Source organism: Microvirga ossetica, assembly GCF_002741015.1.
Classification (GTDB): Bacteria; Pseudomonadota; Alphaproteobacteria; order Rhizobiales; family Beijerinckiaceae; genus Microvirga; species Microvirga ossetica.
On sequence record NZ_CP016617.1, the window covers coordinates 20,311 to 37,759 of the forward strand.

Below are 17,449 nucleotides of genomic sequence, written 5' to 3' on the forward strand. Positions count from 1 at the left end.
CAACAGACCAGGTTTCATCATCGTCCCGCGGCGCGCGCCTTTCTAGCCCAAGCCATGGGATGGCAGGCCGAATACTCCATCTATGGGCCAGGTTCTCCATGGGAGCGCCACAACGCTCGATCCAGTCCGTCGAGCAATACAAAATAGTCAAGCGAGCCTGAGGGCCCTGGCCGAGCGCCATGGCATCAACCCGAAGACGGTCGCCAAATGGAAGAAGCGGGATACCACCGCAGATCGCCCGACGGGGCCGAGAGCACCGCATTCCACGGTGCTCTCGGTTTCGGAAGAGGCGATCGTCGTCGCCTTCCGCAAGCACACCCTGCTGCCGTTGGACGATTGCCTTTACGCCCTTCAGCCCACCATCCCGCACCTGACGCGCTCATCCCTGCATCGCTGTCTGCAGCGGCATGGTATCAGCCGCTTGCCAGAGGTGACCGGTGACAAGCCCGCCAAGAAGAAGTTCAAGAGCTACCCGATCGGCTACTTCCACATCGACATCGCCGAGGTGCACACGGAAGAAGGCCGGCTTTATCTGTTCGTGGCCATTGATCGCACGTCTAAATTCGCCTTTGCCCAACTGCATGAGAAAGCCACAAGGCGCGTGGCGGGTGACTTCCTGCGGGCGCTGATCGCGGCCGTGCCTTACAAGATCCACACGGTTCTCACCGACAACGGCACTCACTTCACCACACCCGGCAACACCAGTTCGGCTGCCCCTCTGATCAAAGAGGCGATGGCCCACGGCGAGATCTTCCGGGCCCATTCGTTCGAGCTCGCCTGTGCGCAGAACGACATCGAGCACCGCCTGACCAAACCACGCCATCCCTGGACGAACGGACAGGTTGAGCGCATGAACCGGACCCTCAAGGACGCGACCGTCAGGCGCTACTACTACGACACCCACGACCAGCTGCAGGGGCACCTGGGCGACTTCCTCGCCGCCTACAACTTCGCCCGAAGGCTCAAGACCCTGCGCGGCCTCACGCCCTACGAGTACATCTGCAAGATCTGGACAAGCGAGCCTCAACGCTTCAGGCTCGACCCGCTCCACCAAATGCCGGGACTAAACATCTAGGACCACCATAGAAACGAAGCTCTCTGCTGCAAACGACACCGGGAGGAGGTGACATTTGTAACGGGGAGAGCGGTGACATCTCTATCGAGGGTCTACTCGCGAATTTCCGATGTGGCAACCAAGTTGAAATGTCGCTTGAAGCGCAAAGTAGAGATGTCAGTCAGGCCGGGTGAGACGGAGCCTGGGGCGGCGGTGCGCAGACCGTCCGATCGGAGCGCCGGCGGCCCAGGCGTTTGGGTTTGGGCTGGGACTGGGCAACCTGCGCCAGGCGATCCGCGCGATCTTTCATCAGGCCGGCCTTCTGGCTCGAGCGGCGGGGGCCTGCCCCAAGGCCGGATGGAACGGGCCGGGCGTCCTGCTGCTCCTTGATCCACGCCAGCACCTCGCCCAGCCGCTTGTTCTCGACAATCGCCGCATGATTGACCCGCTGCAGCTTGTCGAACGCCGCATAGGCCAGCGGCAGACCCTTCCAGCGGATCTCGAGCCGCCCATCGGGAAAGTCAAAGATCTCCACCAGCTGACCCACCAGTCGCGCCGTGATCTCAGTTGGATGCAAGGTGAACTTCATCCGGTTGTAGTGCACGACCAACTGCCGGGAGACCCGCCGCGTCTCGCGCCAGCACAGGATATCGCCAAGATCGTTCATCCCGTTCAATGGCCGGTGCAGATCCCGATCCCGCGCCGGCGGTCGGGCGAACTTGCTGTTGTAGCTCTCGATGAAGCCGGGCAGGAACGCATTGGCCGCCTCCAGATCGCTGATGCCGGCCAGCCGCAGCTCCTTCACCAGCCGGTCCGGCAAGGTCGCATGCGCGCGCTCGACCCGGCCCTTGGCCTGACTGGAGTTGGCACAGATGATGTCGATGTTCAGCTCCGCAAGCGCCCGGCCGAACTGGGTCATGCCATCGCCGCTGGCCGCCTCCTCCTTGCTGACCCGGAAGATGGAATGCTTGTCGGAGTAGAACGCGACCGGCTTGCCGTGCGTGTCCAGATAGCGTCTGAGCACCTCAAAGTACGCAAAGGCACTTTCCGACGGCACGAAGCCGAGGGCCATCAGGCGGCTGGTGGCATCGTCCACGAACACCAGAAGCGTGCAGGGTGGGCCGCGATCCTCGAACCAGCGGTGCTCGCAGCCATCGATCTGGACCAGCTCGCCCAAATGCTCGCGACGGTGGCGCGGCTGGTGAAAGCGCTTGCGCTCGGCGCGCGGCAACCAGAGCCCGGCTTGGATCATCCAGGTCCGCAGCGTCTCACGAGAGATCCGCAGATCATGGCGTTCCTCGAGCTTCTCGGCCGCCAGGGTTGGGCCGAAATCCCGGTAATGCTCCCGTACCAAGCTGACGGCATGGTCCCTCAGAACCGCTGGCAGCCGGTTGTTGGAGGGATGGCCGCGCCGGCGATCGGCGATCCCGGCTGGACCGCTGTCGCGAAAGCGGCGCACCAGGCGATAGACCTGACGCTCGCTGACCCGCAGCAGTTCGGCGGCCGCGGCGGGGGTGAGGTGGCCGCTCTCCAGGCGCGCCAGAACATCGATCCGGTTGAGTTCTCGCTTGCTCATCAGCACCATGCCCATCAGATCTGCCGCCTCCGTGCCTCGATCCCAAAGGGCAGGAGACTGACATTTTGACTTTGCTCAGTGCTGACAATTTAACTTTGCGCCTACACGCGAATTTCGCGGAAGCGCCTTTATGGAACAGTTCCTCCTGCCGCATCAGAATCGGCGAAAGGGCCGGCTTCGTTCTGATGCATTTTGGTAGAGGCGAACTCTCTTAGGAGCTGCGGTTGGCGAAGACTGCAGTGATCAGCAGGAGTTCCGCAACAATCCCGGCCGCCAGCCGCACCAGGTGCCAGCTCCACCAGCTATCGCGCAGCGTTTCCCAACCGGCCGGCGGCAGCTTACTCCAGCTCATGACCATCGTGTTTATAGGTTGGTTGCCGAAGCGAGTCACAAGGCCGGCGACGATCATGGCCGCGGCGGCAGCCAGATAGAGCGACAGCACGATTGGTCGTCCTCGCCCAAAGAATGCCAGAAGCAACACAGTGACTATGGAGATTGCTCCCATTGCAGGCAGCAAGACGTTGAGCCCGCGGATCGCGCCCTGCTGCACCTCGACGAAAGTGGCGGGCGAGAAGCTCGCGGGGTTGAAGCCGCGCCAGACGCCGAACATTGCCCCGACCACCAGTGAAAGCACCAGCAAGGCCAGAGCCTGCAAGAACGAGATAAGAGTAGAAGCCATCATTCCATTCTACTCCCGAATGGCGATCATGTCGCACTTGGGAAAGAAAGCCGGATGCGGAAAGTGTTCAAGCCGCCTTATGGAACGCCGCGCCAAGTATGCAGTAAAACTGGCCACGCTGCAGGCCTCAGCCAGTGCGTGAATACTCGCGAATGCTTGGCGAGGGAGAGGCCGAGACGAACACATTTCCCCAGTCTCTCCCCGCCTGGATGAGGAGCAGCAGGGGCAGATGCTCCAGACCCAAGCCAAGAGATTATAGCTGTCTCCGCACCGTCCTACCGCAGGAACATCGCCCTAGGCGAACACGGCCAGGGCAACGATATCGCCGGGATAGATGGGACGTCGCAGAGCACAAGCCCGAAACTGCATTATTCCGAGCAGAGTGGGACCTCGATATTGAGGAGCGGGCGGCAATCGCGGACATCGAGGGCCGCGTCCCGCCGATCTTGTCGCTCGCATTCGCGGCCTTTCAGATCGCTTGTCCGGCAGGCCATTCAGTCGAAGTGTGGCAGCGGGCCGTGGACGATGCGGGTCGCTTTCTCGACCGATATGGACACGAGGCTGCCGCTCTCGGCTGGCTGGCCGCTGATCTGTTCTCCGCTGACGGGTTTGCCTGGATCTTGAAGGGCGCGGCTGTCGTCAACCTCACGGCGACAGCGGCGACCCAGTCGGACGGGCGGTTTTTTAGGTGGAGCGATGGGCGTTTATGCGATTGATTTGGTCGCATCCTTGCCCTGACACGCGAGCCGGTAGTGTTAGACGGCCACTAGGCGACTTGGAACGCTCGACGGGCTCTCTCACGGATCTCGTCCAACTCGTCCTGGAGAGAATTAAGCTGTCCTTCCACTTCCTCGAAGGATGTGCACTCCGGTGTGATGAATAGGTGCCCGTCCTCGCTCCGGACGTAGCGCAGGAGAGCAACCCTGAGGGAAGCTGGGTTGTCGGGAGTGCCGGGCTCGATATCTAGAGCATCGGCTGTTCTGATTGAATCGGAGGCTATGCGGCGTGACGGCTTTGTGATTCCCTTATCTCGGCCCTCTTTAGAGGAGATGAGCGATGACCAAGTCCTACTCGCTGGATCTGCGGCAACGGGTGGTGCGCTTTGTTGAGGCGGGGCATTCCTGCCATGAGGCCGCGCGCCATTTTGAGGTGTCGGTCGCGTTTGTGGTGCGGCTCATGGCGGCGTATCGGGCCACCGGCAGCCTGGCGCCCAAACCAGAGGGCGGCTGGCGCTACTCCAAGCTCGACCCGCATCGCGAGTTTCTGATCCGTCGCGTCGCCGAGAGGAACGACATCACCATGCCCCAGCTCGCGGCCGAACTGGTGGCCTTGGGCACCAAGATCACGCCGGCGTCCATCGCGCGCTGGTACATCCGCCACGGCTATAGCGTCAAAAAAAACTTTGCGGGCCAGCGAACAAGAACGCTCCGACGTGCGCCAGGCCCGCGAGCATTGGCACACAAAACGCCAGCCGCGCATGCGCCAGGAGCCGCACCGGCTCGTGTTTCTCGATGAGACCGGCACATCCACCAAGATGACGCGCCTGCGCGGCCGCTGCCTCAAAGGGCAGCGTCTGTATGCAAGGGCACCATTCGGCCACTGGCTGACCCAGACCTTTGTCGCCGGGCTGCGCTACTGTGGTCTGACGGCGCCTTGGGTGATCGATGGGCCGATGACCCGTCAGATCTTTGAGACTTATGTGGAGACCCAGCTTGCTCCGACGCTGTCCAAGGGCGACGTGGTGATCCTCGACAACCTGCCGGCGCACAAGAGTGAGACGGCGGCGCAGTGTCTGAAGCAACGCGGCGCCTGGTTCCTGTTCCTGCCTGCTTATTCGCCCGATTTGAACCCAATTGAGCAACTCTTCGCCAAGATCAAAGCACATCTGCGCAAAGCCGAAGCCCGCACCTTTGACGCGCTCTGGCGGGCCATCGGGGACATCTGTGATGGGGTCGAAGCTGAGGAATGCCGCAACTACTTCACTGCCGCAGGTTATGGATTCGTCTGAACAGCCGATGCTCTAACTCAAAGGCTCCAAAGACGTGCATGAATAGGCTCCCTTGCGTCGGAGACTGGATGATAGGGCAGAAGCGCATCACCGCTTCGGTCAGTAGAATGATTGCAGTGTTTCAGGGAACCGGTGCCCGCGTGATGGCTTCCTATGCGATAGCCTTGAATGGAGCGCGAGATGGCCGGAACGTCGAAGCCAGAAGATCCGAAACCGGACGATCCAGAATTGCCGGCGCCGCTGCCCGAGCTGCCGGAGCTTGATCCTGTTCCAGAGGATGGCACCCCATCAGACCATGGCGAGCCTGCGCCAGACGATGTGCCTTTCGTGCCGCCTCCAGGTACTCAATGAAGGGAGCGTGTTGCCATGTCTGATATCCCCTACCCTGACACACCGCAGCCGGATATTCCTGCACCTCCTTTGCCTGATTTCCCAACGCCAATTCCTGAAGTGGAGCCTGACCCCGGCGAGGGGCCCGACCTGCCGCCGGAGCCGTCTGAGCTGCCGGGAGATGATGTGCCGAAGGTCGGATAGCGCAACCGCATCCCCACCTGCGTCAGCGCATGGCGGGGTGTGGTGAACGGTGCCTGTTGGATTAGGCGGCCATCCTCTCGTGCGAGACCGTTACTTGGAACAAGTAGAGGCCATTGAACCGCACTCCAGTGTAAGCGGCTCGATCGTTGAATCCCGGCGGCAATGGATCTGAAGGGCGGAGAGCTCGCACAAAAACCCATTCCTCGGGGCCAAGGAGGCTTGGTACCGGATGGTCCTCTGGCACAGCACAGAGGAGTTCAGGGCGCGGCTTGTTCCGGAACAGGTTGTAGCTGCAATCGCGTACGGATGGTCTGGCGAGAGCCAAGTGCTGAATGGACGTCAAGATGTCCCTCCCACGACTGCGTGTTTTGATTGTGGGAGCGCGGCTATGGGGCAAGGCTTACAACACGTAAATGTAATTTTGCATCCTCCTAAAGGGGCATTCGGGAGCGGGCCGCATTGCGAGGGGAAGCGTATCCGCACCCCGTCCGCGTCAGCATGGGTCGGGTGTGATATACTCTGGTAGCCGGAGACTTTTGGCGTGAGAGGCATCTGAAGCCTTGGAAGGTTATGCCATGGCACATCGCGAGCAGCACAGTAACCGGGAAGCCAAAAAGCCAAAGAAGGAAAAGCCAAAGGGGGGCATGGGAGCCCAGCCCAACAGGTGGGCTGTCAGAGAGGCTCTAGAGAGAAACGACGACGCGAAGCACCAGGCACAGGCGATTAGCCAGCGCAAGCGACCTGTGCGGCAGTCAGTGCATTGACGGCTTGCATCTGGGTTTCGGCAATCCAGGATTGGGGCAAATCCTCAACCGCCAGACAGGCGGGCATAGCTCTGGTGAATTTCTAATCCAGTCCCACCGTTTTGGGCGTGCTGGCGTCCACTTCGAGGACTGTCGAGTGCTCAGCCTCTAGCTCCTTCAGGGCCCGCTCTCGCCAGTAGCGGAACTCGGCCGTGTCCTTTCCGACCCGTTCCTCTGCCGTGATAGCCTCCCAGCCAGGCCCCTGCTCGTTGGCAAGCTGCCGCGCCCGGGCTGTGATCTCCTCGTCCGTGAATTGTGGTGCGACCATAGCGGGTTCCTCTAACCTGAGCAGGGGAATGATGTCAGCCGAGTGTGACCGGATCAGGTCACGCAGTTGTCGGAGACCTTTCGAAGAATGCTCTAACGTCGGCTTTACGCGTATGACCTGACCGTGATGTTTCGTCCGCGTTGTGCCGATACTGTTGAAAAAGTCCGCAACCGCTGATTTTTGCGAAGTCAGTTTACAGGATATTGAGCCCGATTGAGCACGCTATACAAGTAATAGATCGGCGAAGCAGCGCCCGGGAGTTTTTCAACGAAATCTGCCAGAAGGCGACATTCCACCTGGCAATATGTCGGCGCGATCCAGCACCTCGGCTTCGATCTCCGAGCGGCATGAGCAACCGAAGCCAGACGGCTTTGCTGCCAAGCTGACAGCGCTCGCGATTTGTGGGAAAGTCCTTCTGCGTCGGATCTCCTGCCGATGAGCCTGCCGGGATCGTTCGGCTGACTGAATGGCAAGAGCCGCGATCGATCCGCCAAGATACGGGGACGACGATTGCAGAAGATTGCGCAACGACTGTCGTTCTATACAGGCCTCGGCCTGATCACCGCAGCAACCCTGATGCTGCAGATCGTCGAAACCCGGATCATCTCCGTCACATCCTGGTATCACCTGGCATTTTTCGTCATCAGCGTCGCGATGTTCGGCCTCACGGCCGGAGCGGTCTGGGTCTATCTCCGGCCCGAGCGGTACCGCCCGGGGCAGCTGTCCTATCACCTGAGCACCGCCTCACTCAGCTTCGCCCTCGCGACGATCCTGGCACTCCTGGTGCAGTTGACCATTGTCACGAGCCTGCCCGCATCGGTCATGTCACTCGTCGTCTGGACTGAGTTCGCCGTTGCCTTGTCTCTCCCGTTCTTCTTCTCCGGCATCGTCGTCAGCCTAGCCCTGACCCGCAGCCCCTTCCCCGTCGGCGTGGTCTATGGGATCGACCTGCTCGGCGCGGCTCTCGGCTGCCTCGGAGCCCTCGGTCTGCTCAATCTGGTCAGTGGTCCCTCGGCAGTGCTCTGGATTGCGGTCCTTATTGCCGCCGGCGGCCAGTTCTTCGCGCGGGCGGATCTCGGGGATGTGCCACTGGGCCGGTCTGTGGCCGGCTGGCTTTTCCGGTATCGCGGCCCTGTGCTTGCAGGCCTTGCGATCCTCGCCTTCGCTAACAGCTTGATCGAGGGCGTCCGGCCGACGGTGGTGAAGGACCAGATCGAGCATCCGGCGACGATCGCCTATGAGAAATGGAACTCGTTCTCGCGCATCACGGTCGGCCAGCCTGAGAGGACGCGACCGGCGCTCTGGGGACCGTCCCCACGCTTTGTCGCAGATCCGATCGAGCAGCGCTGGATGAACATCGACGGCGGTGCCGGGACCGCGGTCTATCGCTTCTCCGGCGATCTGAACGAGTTGGCCTTCCTCCGCTACGACGTCACCAACCTCGCCTACGCAGTTCCCGGCCTGCAGACCGGGGCGGTGATCGGCGTCGGCGGCGGCCGGGACCTCTTGTCAGCGCGCGTGTTTGGTGTCTCAGAAGTGGTCGGCGTCGAGATCAACCCGATCTTCATCGACCTGTTGACCCGGCGCTTCGCGAACGACACCGCCATCGGTCGGCAGCCCGGCCTCTCCTTCGAAGTCGATGAGGCGAGAAGCTGGTTCGCCCGCGCCGAACGCTCCTTCGACGTCATCCAGATGAGCCTGATCGACACCTGGGCGGCCACTGGCGCCGGCGCCTTCACCCTGTCGGAGAACGGCCTCTACACGGTCGAGGCCTGGCGGATCTTCCTCGAGCGCCTGACGCCGTCGGGTGTCTTCACCGTGAGCCGTTGGTACGCCCCCGGCGAGGTCAACGAGACCGGCCGCATGGTGAGCCTGGCTGTGGCAACGCTCCAATCCCTTGGGGCGACGGACCCGAAGAGACACCTCTTCATGGCAGCGTCAGACAATGTGGCGACCTTGGTCATGTCGCGCTCGCCGCTGTCGGCCCAAGCCTTGGCGGCGCTCCGGCAAGCTGCGCACACCTACGCGTTCTCCGTCCTGCTGAGCCCGCAGGCACCGGCCGCCTCGCCGCTGCTCGAGCGCATCGTGGCGGCGCCCGATCGCAGCGCTCTCGCGCGGGCCACCGAGGCCTCCTACCTCGACCTGAGCCCGCCGACTGATGCACGCCCGTTCTTCTTCAACCAGTTGCGGCTCGGTCGCCTGCTTGATCAGGACGTCTTCACTCTGGCTTCGAGGGTGGGCGTCTATGGAGGCAATCTGAGCGCGACCCTGACACTCGCCATGCTGATCCTCATCTCGGCCATTCTCGTCGCAGCGACGATCATCGTTCCGCTGCGGTCTATGGTGAGTTCGAGGCCATCCGGGCTGATCGGCGCCGGAACCTTCTATTTCGGCCTAATTGGCATCGGCTTCATGATGGTTGAGATTGGCCTGCTTCAGCGCATCAGCGTGTTTCTGGGCCACCCGGTTTATGCTCTCAGCGTCGTCCTCTTCAGCCTGATCCTGTCGACCGGCATCGGCAGCCTGGTGTCCGAGCGTGCCCCACTCGACAGCAGCGCGAGGCTCGTCAGCTGGTCGGCTCTGACCAGTCTGTACCTCCTTCTCCTGCCTTTCTGGCTGCCCGACATCCTGCTCCGGCTTGAGAGCGCAGGCCTCTTGCTCCGAGCCGGACTGGCGGTGCTGGTTCTCTCGCCAGCCGGCTTCCTCATGGGCTTCGGGTTTCCGACCGGAATGCGGCTGGTGTCGGCGATCGACAAGAAACCAACCCCTTGGTTCTGGGGCATCAACGGAGCAGCCGGTGTGCTCGCGGCCAGCGTCGCCGTGCTGACAAGCATCGAGTTCGGCATCGATACGACGCTTCGGATTGGGGCGATCTGTTACCTTCTGCTGCCCGGACCTGCTTTGCTTCTCGCCAGATGTGCCCGGGCGATGCGAGAGAGCGGCCGTTCAATTGGAGACGAAGGTCCACCTTCGACGCTCGACCTGACATCGGTCTCATGACAGAGATCCCACGAGGAGTGCATCTCTGCTGAATCCTGATGCGTTGAGGGGTAAGCCGACCGGCCGGACTGAAAGATGGTTATGCCGACATCAAACGCTGCGGGCACCGCTGCTCGGTTGTCGGTGAAAGCAGTGGAGGACTGGTGGAGAGCCGCTGCGGGTCACGCTAGGAGATTGCCGCCCCATAAACAACGTCCGGGGTTCCCATCTTAAGCGGACGTTCGGTCTACTTCGCGGATGTGCCACTTCTGAAGCTTCGAAGCGATAAGCATGGTATGGAGGAGGCAGAGTGACTGCAGTCGACTGGCCATGTTCCGGGACTTAGCCAAGTGATGACGCAAGTCACGGTTTTCGGCGGATCGGGCTTTATCGGTCGGCATCTGGTCGAGCATCTCGCCAGGGCGGGAGCATCCGTACGGGTCGCGACGCGTCATCCTTCCCCAACAGGAGAGCCTCCAAGGTTGGCACGGATCCAACAGGTCGAGGCCGACATTCTCGATGATGTAGCTGTTCAGGCTGCGGTCCACGGGGCTGACACGGTCATCAATCTGGTCGGCATTCTCTCGCCGGCGCAACGGCACACCTTCACGGCCATCCATGAAGACGGGGCTCGCCGGGTGGCCGCCAGCGCCAAGCACTTGGGTGTCAGGCACCTCGTTCATGTGTCGGCGCTTGGGGCCAGCCGCACCGCACCAGCGCTAGCGGACCGCTCCAAGGCAGCCGGCGAAGAGGCGGTGCGCGCCGCGTTCCCCGAGGCGGCAATCGTTCGGCCCAGCCTGGTCTTCGGGTCAGACGACCACTTCTTCAACGGCTTTGCCGCACGGGCGCGACGGCTCCCGGCCCTGCCGCTGATTGGCGGCGGCCAAACCAGGTTTCAGCCCGTTTATGTCGAGGATGTCGTGGCGGGCTTCGCGGCGATTCTGGCGCACCCGGCGAGCCGAGGGAAGATCTACGAATTCGGAGGTCCCCAAGTCTATACCTTTAGGGAGCTGCTTGAGTTTGTCTGTGCCATGATCAGGGCCCGACCGTTGCTGGTGCCCGTGCCGTTCTGGGCGGCTGAGCTGCTCAGCGGGCTGCTGCAAGTGTTTCCCGGTGCACCGCTCACCCGCGACCAGGTTCGGCTGCTGAGAACGCACAAGGTGGTCAGCGGCTCCGAGCCGCTGCTTGGTGATCTTGGTGTCGAGCCTCAAGCGCTCGAGACCATCGTGCCTGAATATCTCTCGGCCTACCGACAGGTAGGACGGGGCTGACGTCTCAGGCCTAAACAAGGCAGACCCTCATATACGGGCACAGGCTTACTGAAGTCTCTGGACCATCCTGTCGATCTGGCGCTCCGGCCGGAGCTGACGACTGAAACTCGCGTACGTGCGGGCATAGCGAGGCAGGTGAATTGGTGCAGGCCCATGCACAGAGGGCCGCGCTCACTATGCGCCGGCCGGTTCCGCCCCAACATCTCGATCACGTCCTGATACTGGTGCGCCTCTTTGGCCGAGGTCTGCTGCGGGTCGAGCCTGCGTCAAAACGTGATCGGGCCGCTCCGTGGAGCAATTTAATTTCCTGTAAGCCTCGCTAGACCGGGAAATCCCCGGTACAGAAGCGTGAACTTGTACAAATCGTTCGGCAAGGCCGAGCCTGTTTGAGTTTTGACACACCCTCGGTCAAATCCGGCCACGCTGCCATGAGAGTACGTTTTACTCGTCGAGCGAGGCAAACTGGCGCGACGCGCTCGTGGCTATGTAAGCCACTTAGCATGCGCTAGATTTTCTGAAGAACCAAACCAAAGACTTTTATCTGATGTGACATCGCCTGCCAGCAATCTCTTGCAGCGGCTGCCCAAACTCAGGCGCGAAACTGCGAGAAGTGGTATAGTGCTTTAACTAGGCATGTTGTCGAGATTGTTCACAGTTAGAAAGTATCGAAGCGATGCTTTCGCATTGAAGGAGGTCGCAGATGCAGATCACTCCACTGGGCCCTCTCGAGCGCGAGGCAGAAGGCAGCAGCAATACGGCCATCGTAACGAACTTGGAGCACACTGAGTTCGGACAAGTGATCTTCGTCGGTGACCATACCCTGCACGCCGATCAGCCCTTGGGCGCTGGGGGACAAGCCGCCGGTCCTGATCCCTATCAGTATCTTCTGGCGGCTCTCGGGGCGTGTACGTCAATGATCGTGGGAGCCTTCGCTCGGCGTAAGGCGTGGCCTCTTGAACAAGTCGTTGTGCGCCTCACCCATTCTCAAACTCACCCGACAAGCGCGGACAGGCACCCATCGGGGAAAATTTCTGACCGCATCGAGCGGAGCATTGACCTTGTTGGGCCACTCTCGGATACCCAACGAGACCTCCTCCTCAAAGTTGCAGACATGTGCCCGTTGGTTGGAATGCTCACCTCGGGGCTCGACATCGTCACGACCTTGACCGCACATGCCCCCGGTGAGAGCTATGACCCGGTCGACCGCGACTCTGACCAGAGTTTCCCGGCAAGCGACCCTCCCGGCTGGATCCGGATGACTGGAGCAGGAAGTCCCCTCCACATCAACGCGCTCACCCTTTTAGTAGAGCACGCAGATAACAGTCTGGCACCGTCAGAGCTTCGAGCGCGTTAACCTGCCGGGAACCTGATCTGCGGATTTCATCAGGACAAGTGCTTACATGAGCCGCATTAACAGGCCGCACATATGACTTATGTGGACATCGGATAATCGCGGGTGGCGCGCGAGCTCTGGCGGAGACGCCAATCAGGCGACAGTCTGATTGGCCCAACAGAGCAGGAGCTGATGATGACCCACTATGCCGGTTTGGATGTGTCGCAGAAGGAGACCACGATCTGTGTCGTGGACGAGCAGGGCCGCCGCCTCTGGCGTGGCACGGCTCCGACTGATCCCGAAGCTCTGACCGAGATCCTGCGCCAGCACGGTTGCGATCTCCACGTCGGCGTTGAGACTGGTCCGCTGATGCCCTGGCTCGTGCATGGGCTGCGCCGCAATGGCCTGGAGGTGATCTGTCTCGATGCCCGCCATGCCAAGGCGGCTCTGGCGATGCAGTTCAACAAGAACGACCGCGACGATGCCGAAGGCTTGCTCAGATCGTGCGCACGGGCTGGCATCCTCTGATGCAAGGATCTGCCCGGTCCCCGCGTCAACGCCGATGTGCAGCTTGCGCCAGGATCGGCGTCTTTGGGTGCCGTGTTTCTCGATCAGCCATTCGCCGGGCCCACACAACCGCAGGTCTGTGCTGTCGACCAGCAGGTGAACGGGTCCTCTGGAGCGTGAACATAGCCTTGGGACCTCCAGGGTCTCGGCCCGCCGGCTCAGGGTTGAGTGATCCGGCACCACCAGATCCAGACCCAGGAGCCTCAGGATCGAGCCGATCAGCCCTCCGTCTGACGCAAGGCCAAGCGGAACACCGCTCGTAGCGTTAGCGCCGTTCTGATCGCCAGGGCTGAGTAATGCGGCTGGCCGCCTCGTGTTCGGCGCGGCTCAGCCCGCCAGGCGGCAATCGCTTCCTCAGTGAACCAGATCGTGAGGCTCCCTCGCTGGCGCAAGGCCGCATCGTACTCCGCCCAGTTCGTCACCCGGTACCGTTGCTTCGGGATGTGGTGACGGCGAGCAGCGTTGGCTTGGAATGGCACGGCAGACATCCGAGTTCAGGGGGGCAGCTCTCCTATGCCATCCCGCTCCGGCCGCCAAATCGCCCATTCGGGCAACAAGGCATTTTGGCGTCCCCGTCAAGCCCAAAGAAGACGGGGACGCTTGGGTTTGGTAGATTGTCAGGAGCAAGCTGGTGTTAGGGAGTTAGAAGAGAATCTCTTTAGGATCCGTCTTCGGCGGATAGAGGCTAGCCTTGGTAGGAGGACCGGATGATGAACAATGAGCACGTGCCGCTCGGTGGGTTTCTTCCAGTGTCGGTTATCCTTCCCTTTGGACCTCAATCCGAAGATGTGAAGGAGATGCAGGAGGCGATTGTCGCCCGAATTCAGGTGCCGGCGGCCTTCGACCTCTCAGATTTGGAAGCAGGATCCCACGTCCATGTTGCCCAAGAGAGCGACACGGTCCTGCGGCTCATCGAGGCTTACCGGCAATCGGCTGATCCAGACGACGTGAAAGAACGGAATATCGACGTTCTGGAACACGTATCCCGGGATCCTATCAATCACGCCGTCGTCGTTGAATTCTCCTCACAGGGTCTGTTGCGCTTTGTTGTTTTGCGGCGGAGCATCGAATATGTCGCGGGCCAGGACGGCACTCCCCTTGTCGTCCGCATGATCCATGATGTTGTGGCAGCACATTACAAAGGATCCCTCCATACTGATGACCTGATGCAGGCGTGCGGAGCAGCCGTTCTGGCAGACCTGGTTAAGCTTCATCTCGATATTGCCGAGATCGCCACTCATCTGGATGCGCAGGAGGTCCCCTATCACGGGCTGGAGCAGCAACTGCCCTTCATGTTGGAGCCAGCGCTGAGGGTTGAGAGCCATGTGAAGGGCAGTGTGGGGGATAACGACTATGCGGTTCACGCGATCGGAACCCTAATCGAGACCTATTCCGGACATTGGGCCGGGATCCGGGATCCGAACCATACGCCTGGTCCTGCGTATTTCGTGGGTCCATACTATCCAGGAAGCTGGTTCACTGCAAAGCAATCATCCAGTGGACGCGATACCAGGGAGAGCTTGCGAGCGCGAGAGATCCTGCGGAGCGCGAGCCTCATCGCGCACTCAAATCTGCGGCGCGTGACCCCGGCTGAGACGCCAGACTTTGTGCCCGGCCGAAGGGTAGAGACGATCGTTTCCGAGTATGCTTCGCTTGAAGCCTTGGCCGCCGGGGGCTTCGCACTGGGGTTAGATGTCAAGGATCCGCGCTCCGTCTTCGGATTCTTTGGGGAGGACGTCAAAACCGGACTGCTCTACATCTTCGAAGTTACCAACCGGGCCTTGTCGGCCTATGTCGGCATTGAGAGGACGTTGAGCCTGACCCTTGAGGCTGGCGTGATGATGCCTCTGACGCTGGATCTCAAGCTCGGTCACATGCTGGGGGAGGTCCAGGAGCCTATGATCGCCGACCGCATCGCGGAAGTTTTCTTGGACCAGGCGATCTCCGACGTCTTTTCTTTACAGAGCAGCCTCTCGGCCTTCAGTGGTGATATCCTCGTCCGCTTCCGGGTTCCGTCTGCCCTCGCGGCTCATTTCAGGCAAGTGATCTCTCAAGATTGGAAGGAGTCGCTCGATGCCATCGGGTACGAGGGCTCCCATCATAGGGTGCGAGAACCGGTCACTATCGAGGAGGATGTCTGGCCGGATCACGAAGAGCCACATGTTCCCGAAGTGCTATTCCAACAGCTGCCGACAGGCGTCAGTATCGATCCGAATTCCATTCTCGAGGCTGCTTCCGACGAGGTGGAAGACGATGTCGATGACCTCGAAGTTCTCAGATGCCGGGACGGTAAAGCGGAGTGGGTGCATCTAGAGGAACTGGAGGAGGATGAGACCGACGAGCCGTTCTGGCTTCTGCGGACATGGGTCGGCGGAATGGCTCAGCCCGTGGTCTATTCGACCGTTTCAGGTCGCAACATCGACGGCGGAGAATGGTACCCGCAGGAGCTGGTGGCCAACTTCAGCCACACACTGGCTTCGCTACCCCAAACAGTGAAGACAGTTGCTCTATCACCTAGGGGAGTGGCGAAGCTGAGGGAAGCTGCCGAACGGCTCTTCAGCCATGCAAACATAAAGGTTGCTCCCATAGAGACAGTATTCCTCAATGCAGACGCATACGACGCGGTCTTTGGGGACCGTCTATCTGAGGAGGATGAGTCCCTCCTCGATCATCTTGCTACCTGCGCCGATCCGGATCGGGATTGGGAAGATCCGCTAGACGGTGAATGGGAGATGACAAGGCCGTCTGACTTTATCGTCGCGGTTCATGACGATCTTCGCCTGAGTGACGACTTCAAGGGCGCAGATGCGATCCTGGCGGAGTTCCTGTCGGGCCGAGCATTCGCGCTACTTGGCTATGGGGACGATCTGTTCCGTTCGACCATGTTCATTGTCGCTCTGGCGTACGTCCGCAGAATCCTGAATTCGGCAGAGGTACCGTTACTAGCGAAATCCGATATCCGTATCGTAAGGGATAACTTACACTATGCTTGGGATCAGCGTGTATCCGAAGCGAAGATCTCGTCTGCTATTTCGGCTGCCATCGAGGAAGTTTCGCAAGGAACCCCAAAAGTCCGCATCTATCTGGCAGTCGCGCGGGTCGCGCAGGCCTTTGAGGCGGTTGTCGATCTCGCATCCATGGTCACAGAGAGACGCGTCGCCTATTAAGACATGCGACGCCGCCATGTTGCACGAATAGGCGATTTGGCGGCCGGAGCGGGATGGCATAGGAGAGCTGCCCCCCTGAACTCGGATGTCTGCCGTGCCATTCCAAGCCAACGCTGCTCGCCGTCACCACATCCCGAAGCAACGGTACCGGGTGACGAACTGGGCGGAGTACGATGCGGCCTTGCGCCAGCGAGGGAGCCTCACGATCTGGTTCACTGAGGAAGCGATTGCCGCCTGGCGGGCTGAGCCGCGCCGAACACGAGGCGGCCAGCCGCATTACTCAGCCCTGGCGATCAGAACGGCGCTAACGCTACGAGCGGTGTTCCGCTTGGCCTTGCGTCAGACGGAGGGCTGATCGGCTCGATCCTGAGGCTCCTGGGTCTGGATCTGGTGGTGCCGGATCACTCAACCCTGAGCCGGCGGGCCGAGACCCTGGAGGTCCCAAGGCTATGTTCACGCTCCAGAGGACCCGTTCACCTGCTGGTCGACAGCACAGACCTGCGGTTGTGTGGGCCCGGCGAATGGCTGATCGAGAAACACGGCACCCAAAGACGCCGATCCTGGCGCAAGCTGCACATCGGCGTTGACGCGGGGACCGGGCAGATCCTTGCATCAGAGCTGACGGCCAGCGATGTCGATGATGGCTCCCTGGTCGAGCCCTTGCTCGACCAGATTGCAGCTCCACTCGCCTCCTTCATCGGTGATGGAGCCTACGATCAGGCTGGTATCTACGGCACCATTGGCAAGCACCATCCTGATGCTGATGTGATCGTTCCACCACGATCAACGGCAGTGCTGAGCGAGGATGGGGAGAGCGCTCCGACCCCGCGCGACCGACACCTCCAAAGCATCGCGGAGCATGGACGCATGGGTTGGCAGAAGCAGTCCGGGTACACGCGTCGGGTTCTGGTGGAGGCGTCTATAAGCCGGCTTAAACGAGTGATTGGGAACGGCTTGCGCTCGCGGACCGATCGGCGTCGCGCGACCGAAATCGCCATCGCAGTTCATGCCTTGAACCGCATGCTTGAGCTTGGACGCCTGAAGTCCGTCCGCATCGCTTGAACAAAGGCACGAAGTGGTCTCCGTCTGCTCACCAACCGATCCATGCAACACGGTCCCCCCACCATCGAATGGTGGCCTCCCAGCCTCACCTCTGTCAATCAGACAATGTGCCTTCAAAGGTGACCTCCCGATCAGGTCCGGCGCTGAT

The 17,449-nt window shown here is 61.0% G+C and carries 11 protein-coding genes and 3 pseudogenes; 10 read left to right on the forward strand and 4 right to left on the reverse strand.

All coding sequences use genetic code 11. From position 1 onward, the window contains the following. Nucleotides 1-82 precede the first annotated feature (82 nt). Nucleotides 83-1,075 carry an IS481 family transposase gene (locus BB934_RS27825; RefSeq protein WP_099511091.1) on the forward strand — a complete coding sequence of 331 codons (993 nt, stop codon included), beginning with the start codon at nucleotides 83-85 and terminating at the stop codon, nucleotides 1,073-1,075. Nucleotides 1,076-1,235: 160 nt separating this feature from the next. On the opposite strand, the gene BB934_RS27830 is transcribed toward BB934_RS27825, so the two are convergent. Both BB934_RS27830 and BB934_RS27835 read right to left on the reverse strand, forming a co-directional pair. Next, the gene (locus BB934_RS27830) at nucleotides 1,236-2,645 is read right to left on the reverse strand and encodes an ISNCY family transposase (protein ID WP_099513269.1); all 1,410 of its coding nucleotides are present in this window, start codon (nucleotides 2,643-2,645) and stop codon (nucleotides 1,236-1,238) included. A 196-nt stretch (nucleotides 2,646-2,841) separates the two neighbouring features. After that, nucleotides 2,842-3,312, reverse strand: a complete 471-nt coding sequence (locus BB934_RS27835) for an anthrone oxygenase family protein (protein WP_099513270.1) — start codon at nucleotides 3,310-3,312, stop codon at nucleotides 2,842-2,844. 515 nt (nucleotides 3,313-3,827) lie between these two features. Between BB934_RS27835 and BB934_RS47390 the strand changes: the two genes are divergently transcribed. From BB934_RS47390 to BB934_RS47395, 3 genes and pseudogenes are all read left to right on the forward strand, one after another. Continuing rightward, nucleotides 3,828-4,025 (forward strand): hypothetical protein, encoded by a 198-nt coding sequence (locus BB934_RS47390; protein WP_157934356.1) that lies wholly within the window; start codon nucleotides 3,828-3,830, stop codon nucleotides 4,023-4,025. Between the two features lie 340 nt (nucleotides 4,026-4,365). Further along, nucleotides 4,366-5,317, forward strand: a pseudogene (locus BB934_RS27850) (IS630 family transposase). Between the two features lie 168 nt (nucleotides 5,318-5,485). Further along, nucleotides 5,486-5,668 (forward strand): hypothetical protein, encoded by a 183-nt coding sequence (locus BB934_RS47395; protein ID WP_157934357.1) that lies wholly within the window; start codon nucleotides 5,486-5,488, stop codon nucleotides 5,666-5,668. A 1,029-nt stretch (nucleotides 5,669-6,697) separates the two neighbouring features. Here the strand turns inward: BB934_RS47395 and BB934_RS27870 are convergent. After that, on the reverse strand, nucleotides 6,698-6,922 hold the full coding sequence (locus BB934_RS27870) for a hypothetical protein (RefSeq protein ID WP_099513274.1): 225 nt from the start codon (nucleotides 6,920-6,922) through the stop codon (nucleotides 6,698-6,700). A gap of 510 nt (nucleotides 6,923-7,432) precedes the next feature. Here BB934_RS27870 and BB934_RS27875 point away from each other — a divergent pair. The 4 genes from BB934_RS27875 to BB934_RS27895 all read left to right on the forward strand — a co-directional run bounded on the left by BB934_RS27875 (nucleotide 7,433) and on the right by BB934_RS27895 (nucleotide 13,033). After that, complete coding sequence (locus tag BB934_RS27875; RefSeq protein WP_099513275.1) at nucleotides 7,433-9,922, forward strand: class I SAM-dependent methyltransferase; 2,490 nt, start codon at nucleotides 7,433-7,435, stop codon at nucleotides 9,920-9,922. A 332-nt stretch (nucleotides 9,923-10,254) separates the two neighbouring features. Continuing rightward, a complete protein-coding gene (locus tag BB934_RS27880; RefSeq protein ID WP_099513276.1) occupies nucleotides 10,255-11,172 on the forward strand; it encodes a complex I NDUFA9 subunit family protein in 918 nt (305 codons plus the stop codon). 700 nt (nucleotides 11,173-11,872) lie between these two features. Then, nucleotides 11,873-12,526: an OsmC family protein gene (locus BB934_RS27885; protein WP_099513277.1), complete on the forward strand. Its 654-nt coding sequence runs from the start codon at nucleotides 11,873-11,875 to the stop codon at nucleotides 12,524-12,526. A 174-nt stretch (nucleotides 12,527-12,700) separates the two neighbouring features. Then, nucleotides 12,701-13,033 (forward strand): IS110 family transposase, encoded by a 333-nt coding sequence (locus BB934_RS27895; RefSeq protein ID WP_418294789.1) that lies wholly within the window; start codon nucleotides 12,701-12,703, stop codon nucleotides 13,031-13,033. Here the strand turns inward: BB934_RS27895 and BB934_RS27900 are convergent. Next, a pseudogene (locus BB934_RS27900) lies at nucleotides 13,031-13,551 on the reverse strand (IS5 family transposase); the annotation flags it as partial. The gene BB934_RS27895 and the pseudogene BB934_RS27900 sit on opposite strands and share 3 nt — an antisense overlap. Before the next feature lie 228 nt (nucleotides 13,552-13,779). Between BB934_RS27900 and BB934_RS27905 the strand changes: the two are divergent. Continuing rightward, nucleotides 13,780-16,239: a hypothetical protein gene (locus BB934_RS27905; protein WP_099513280.1), complete on the forward strand. Its 2,460-nt coding sequence runs from the start codon at nucleotides 13,780-13,782 to the stop codon at nucleotides 16,237-16,239. 94 nt (nucleotides 16,240-16,333) lie between these two features. Next, nucleotides 16,334-17,301: pseudogene (locus BB934_RS27910) on the forward strand (IS5 family transposase). Nucleotides 17,302-17,449: the final 148 nt, after the last annotated feature.

Coding starts and splice junctions, on each gene's coding strand:
- BB934_RS27825 (WP_099511091.1), top strand. CDS start 83: ATGGGCCAGGTTCTCCATGGGAGCGCCACAACGCTCGATCCAGTCCGT.
- BB934_RS27830 (WP_099513269.1), bottom strand. CDS start 2,645: ATGGGCATGGTGCTGATGAGCAAGCGAGAACTCAACCGGATCGATGTT.
- BB934_RS27835 (WP_099513270.1), bottom strand. CDS start 3,312: ATGATGGCTTCTACTCTTATCTCGTTCTTGCAGGCTCTGGCCTTGCTG.
- BB934_RS47395 (WP_157934357.1), top strand. CDS start 5,486: ATGGAGCGCGAGATGGCCGGAACGTCGAAGCCAGAAGATCCGAAACCG.
- BB934_RS27870 (WP_099513274.1), bottom strand. CDS start 6,922: ATGGTCGCACCACAATTCACGGACGAGGAGATCACAGCCCGGGCGCGG.
- BB934_RS27880 (WP_099513276.1), top strand. CDS start 10,255: ATGACGCAAGTCACGGTTTTCGGCGGATCGGGCTTTATCGGTCGGCAT.
- BB934_RS27885 (WP_099513277.1), top strand. CDS start 11,873: ATGCAGATCACTCCACTGGGCCCTCTCGAGCGCGAGGCAGAAGGCAGC.
- BB934_RS27895 (WP_418294789.1), top strand. CDS start 12,701: ATGACCCACTATGCCGGTTTGGATGTGTCGCAGAAGGAGACCACGATC.
- BB934_RS27905 (WP_099513280.1), top strand. CDS start 13,780: ATGATGAACAATGAGCACGTGCCGCTCGGTGGGTTTCTTCCAGTGTCG.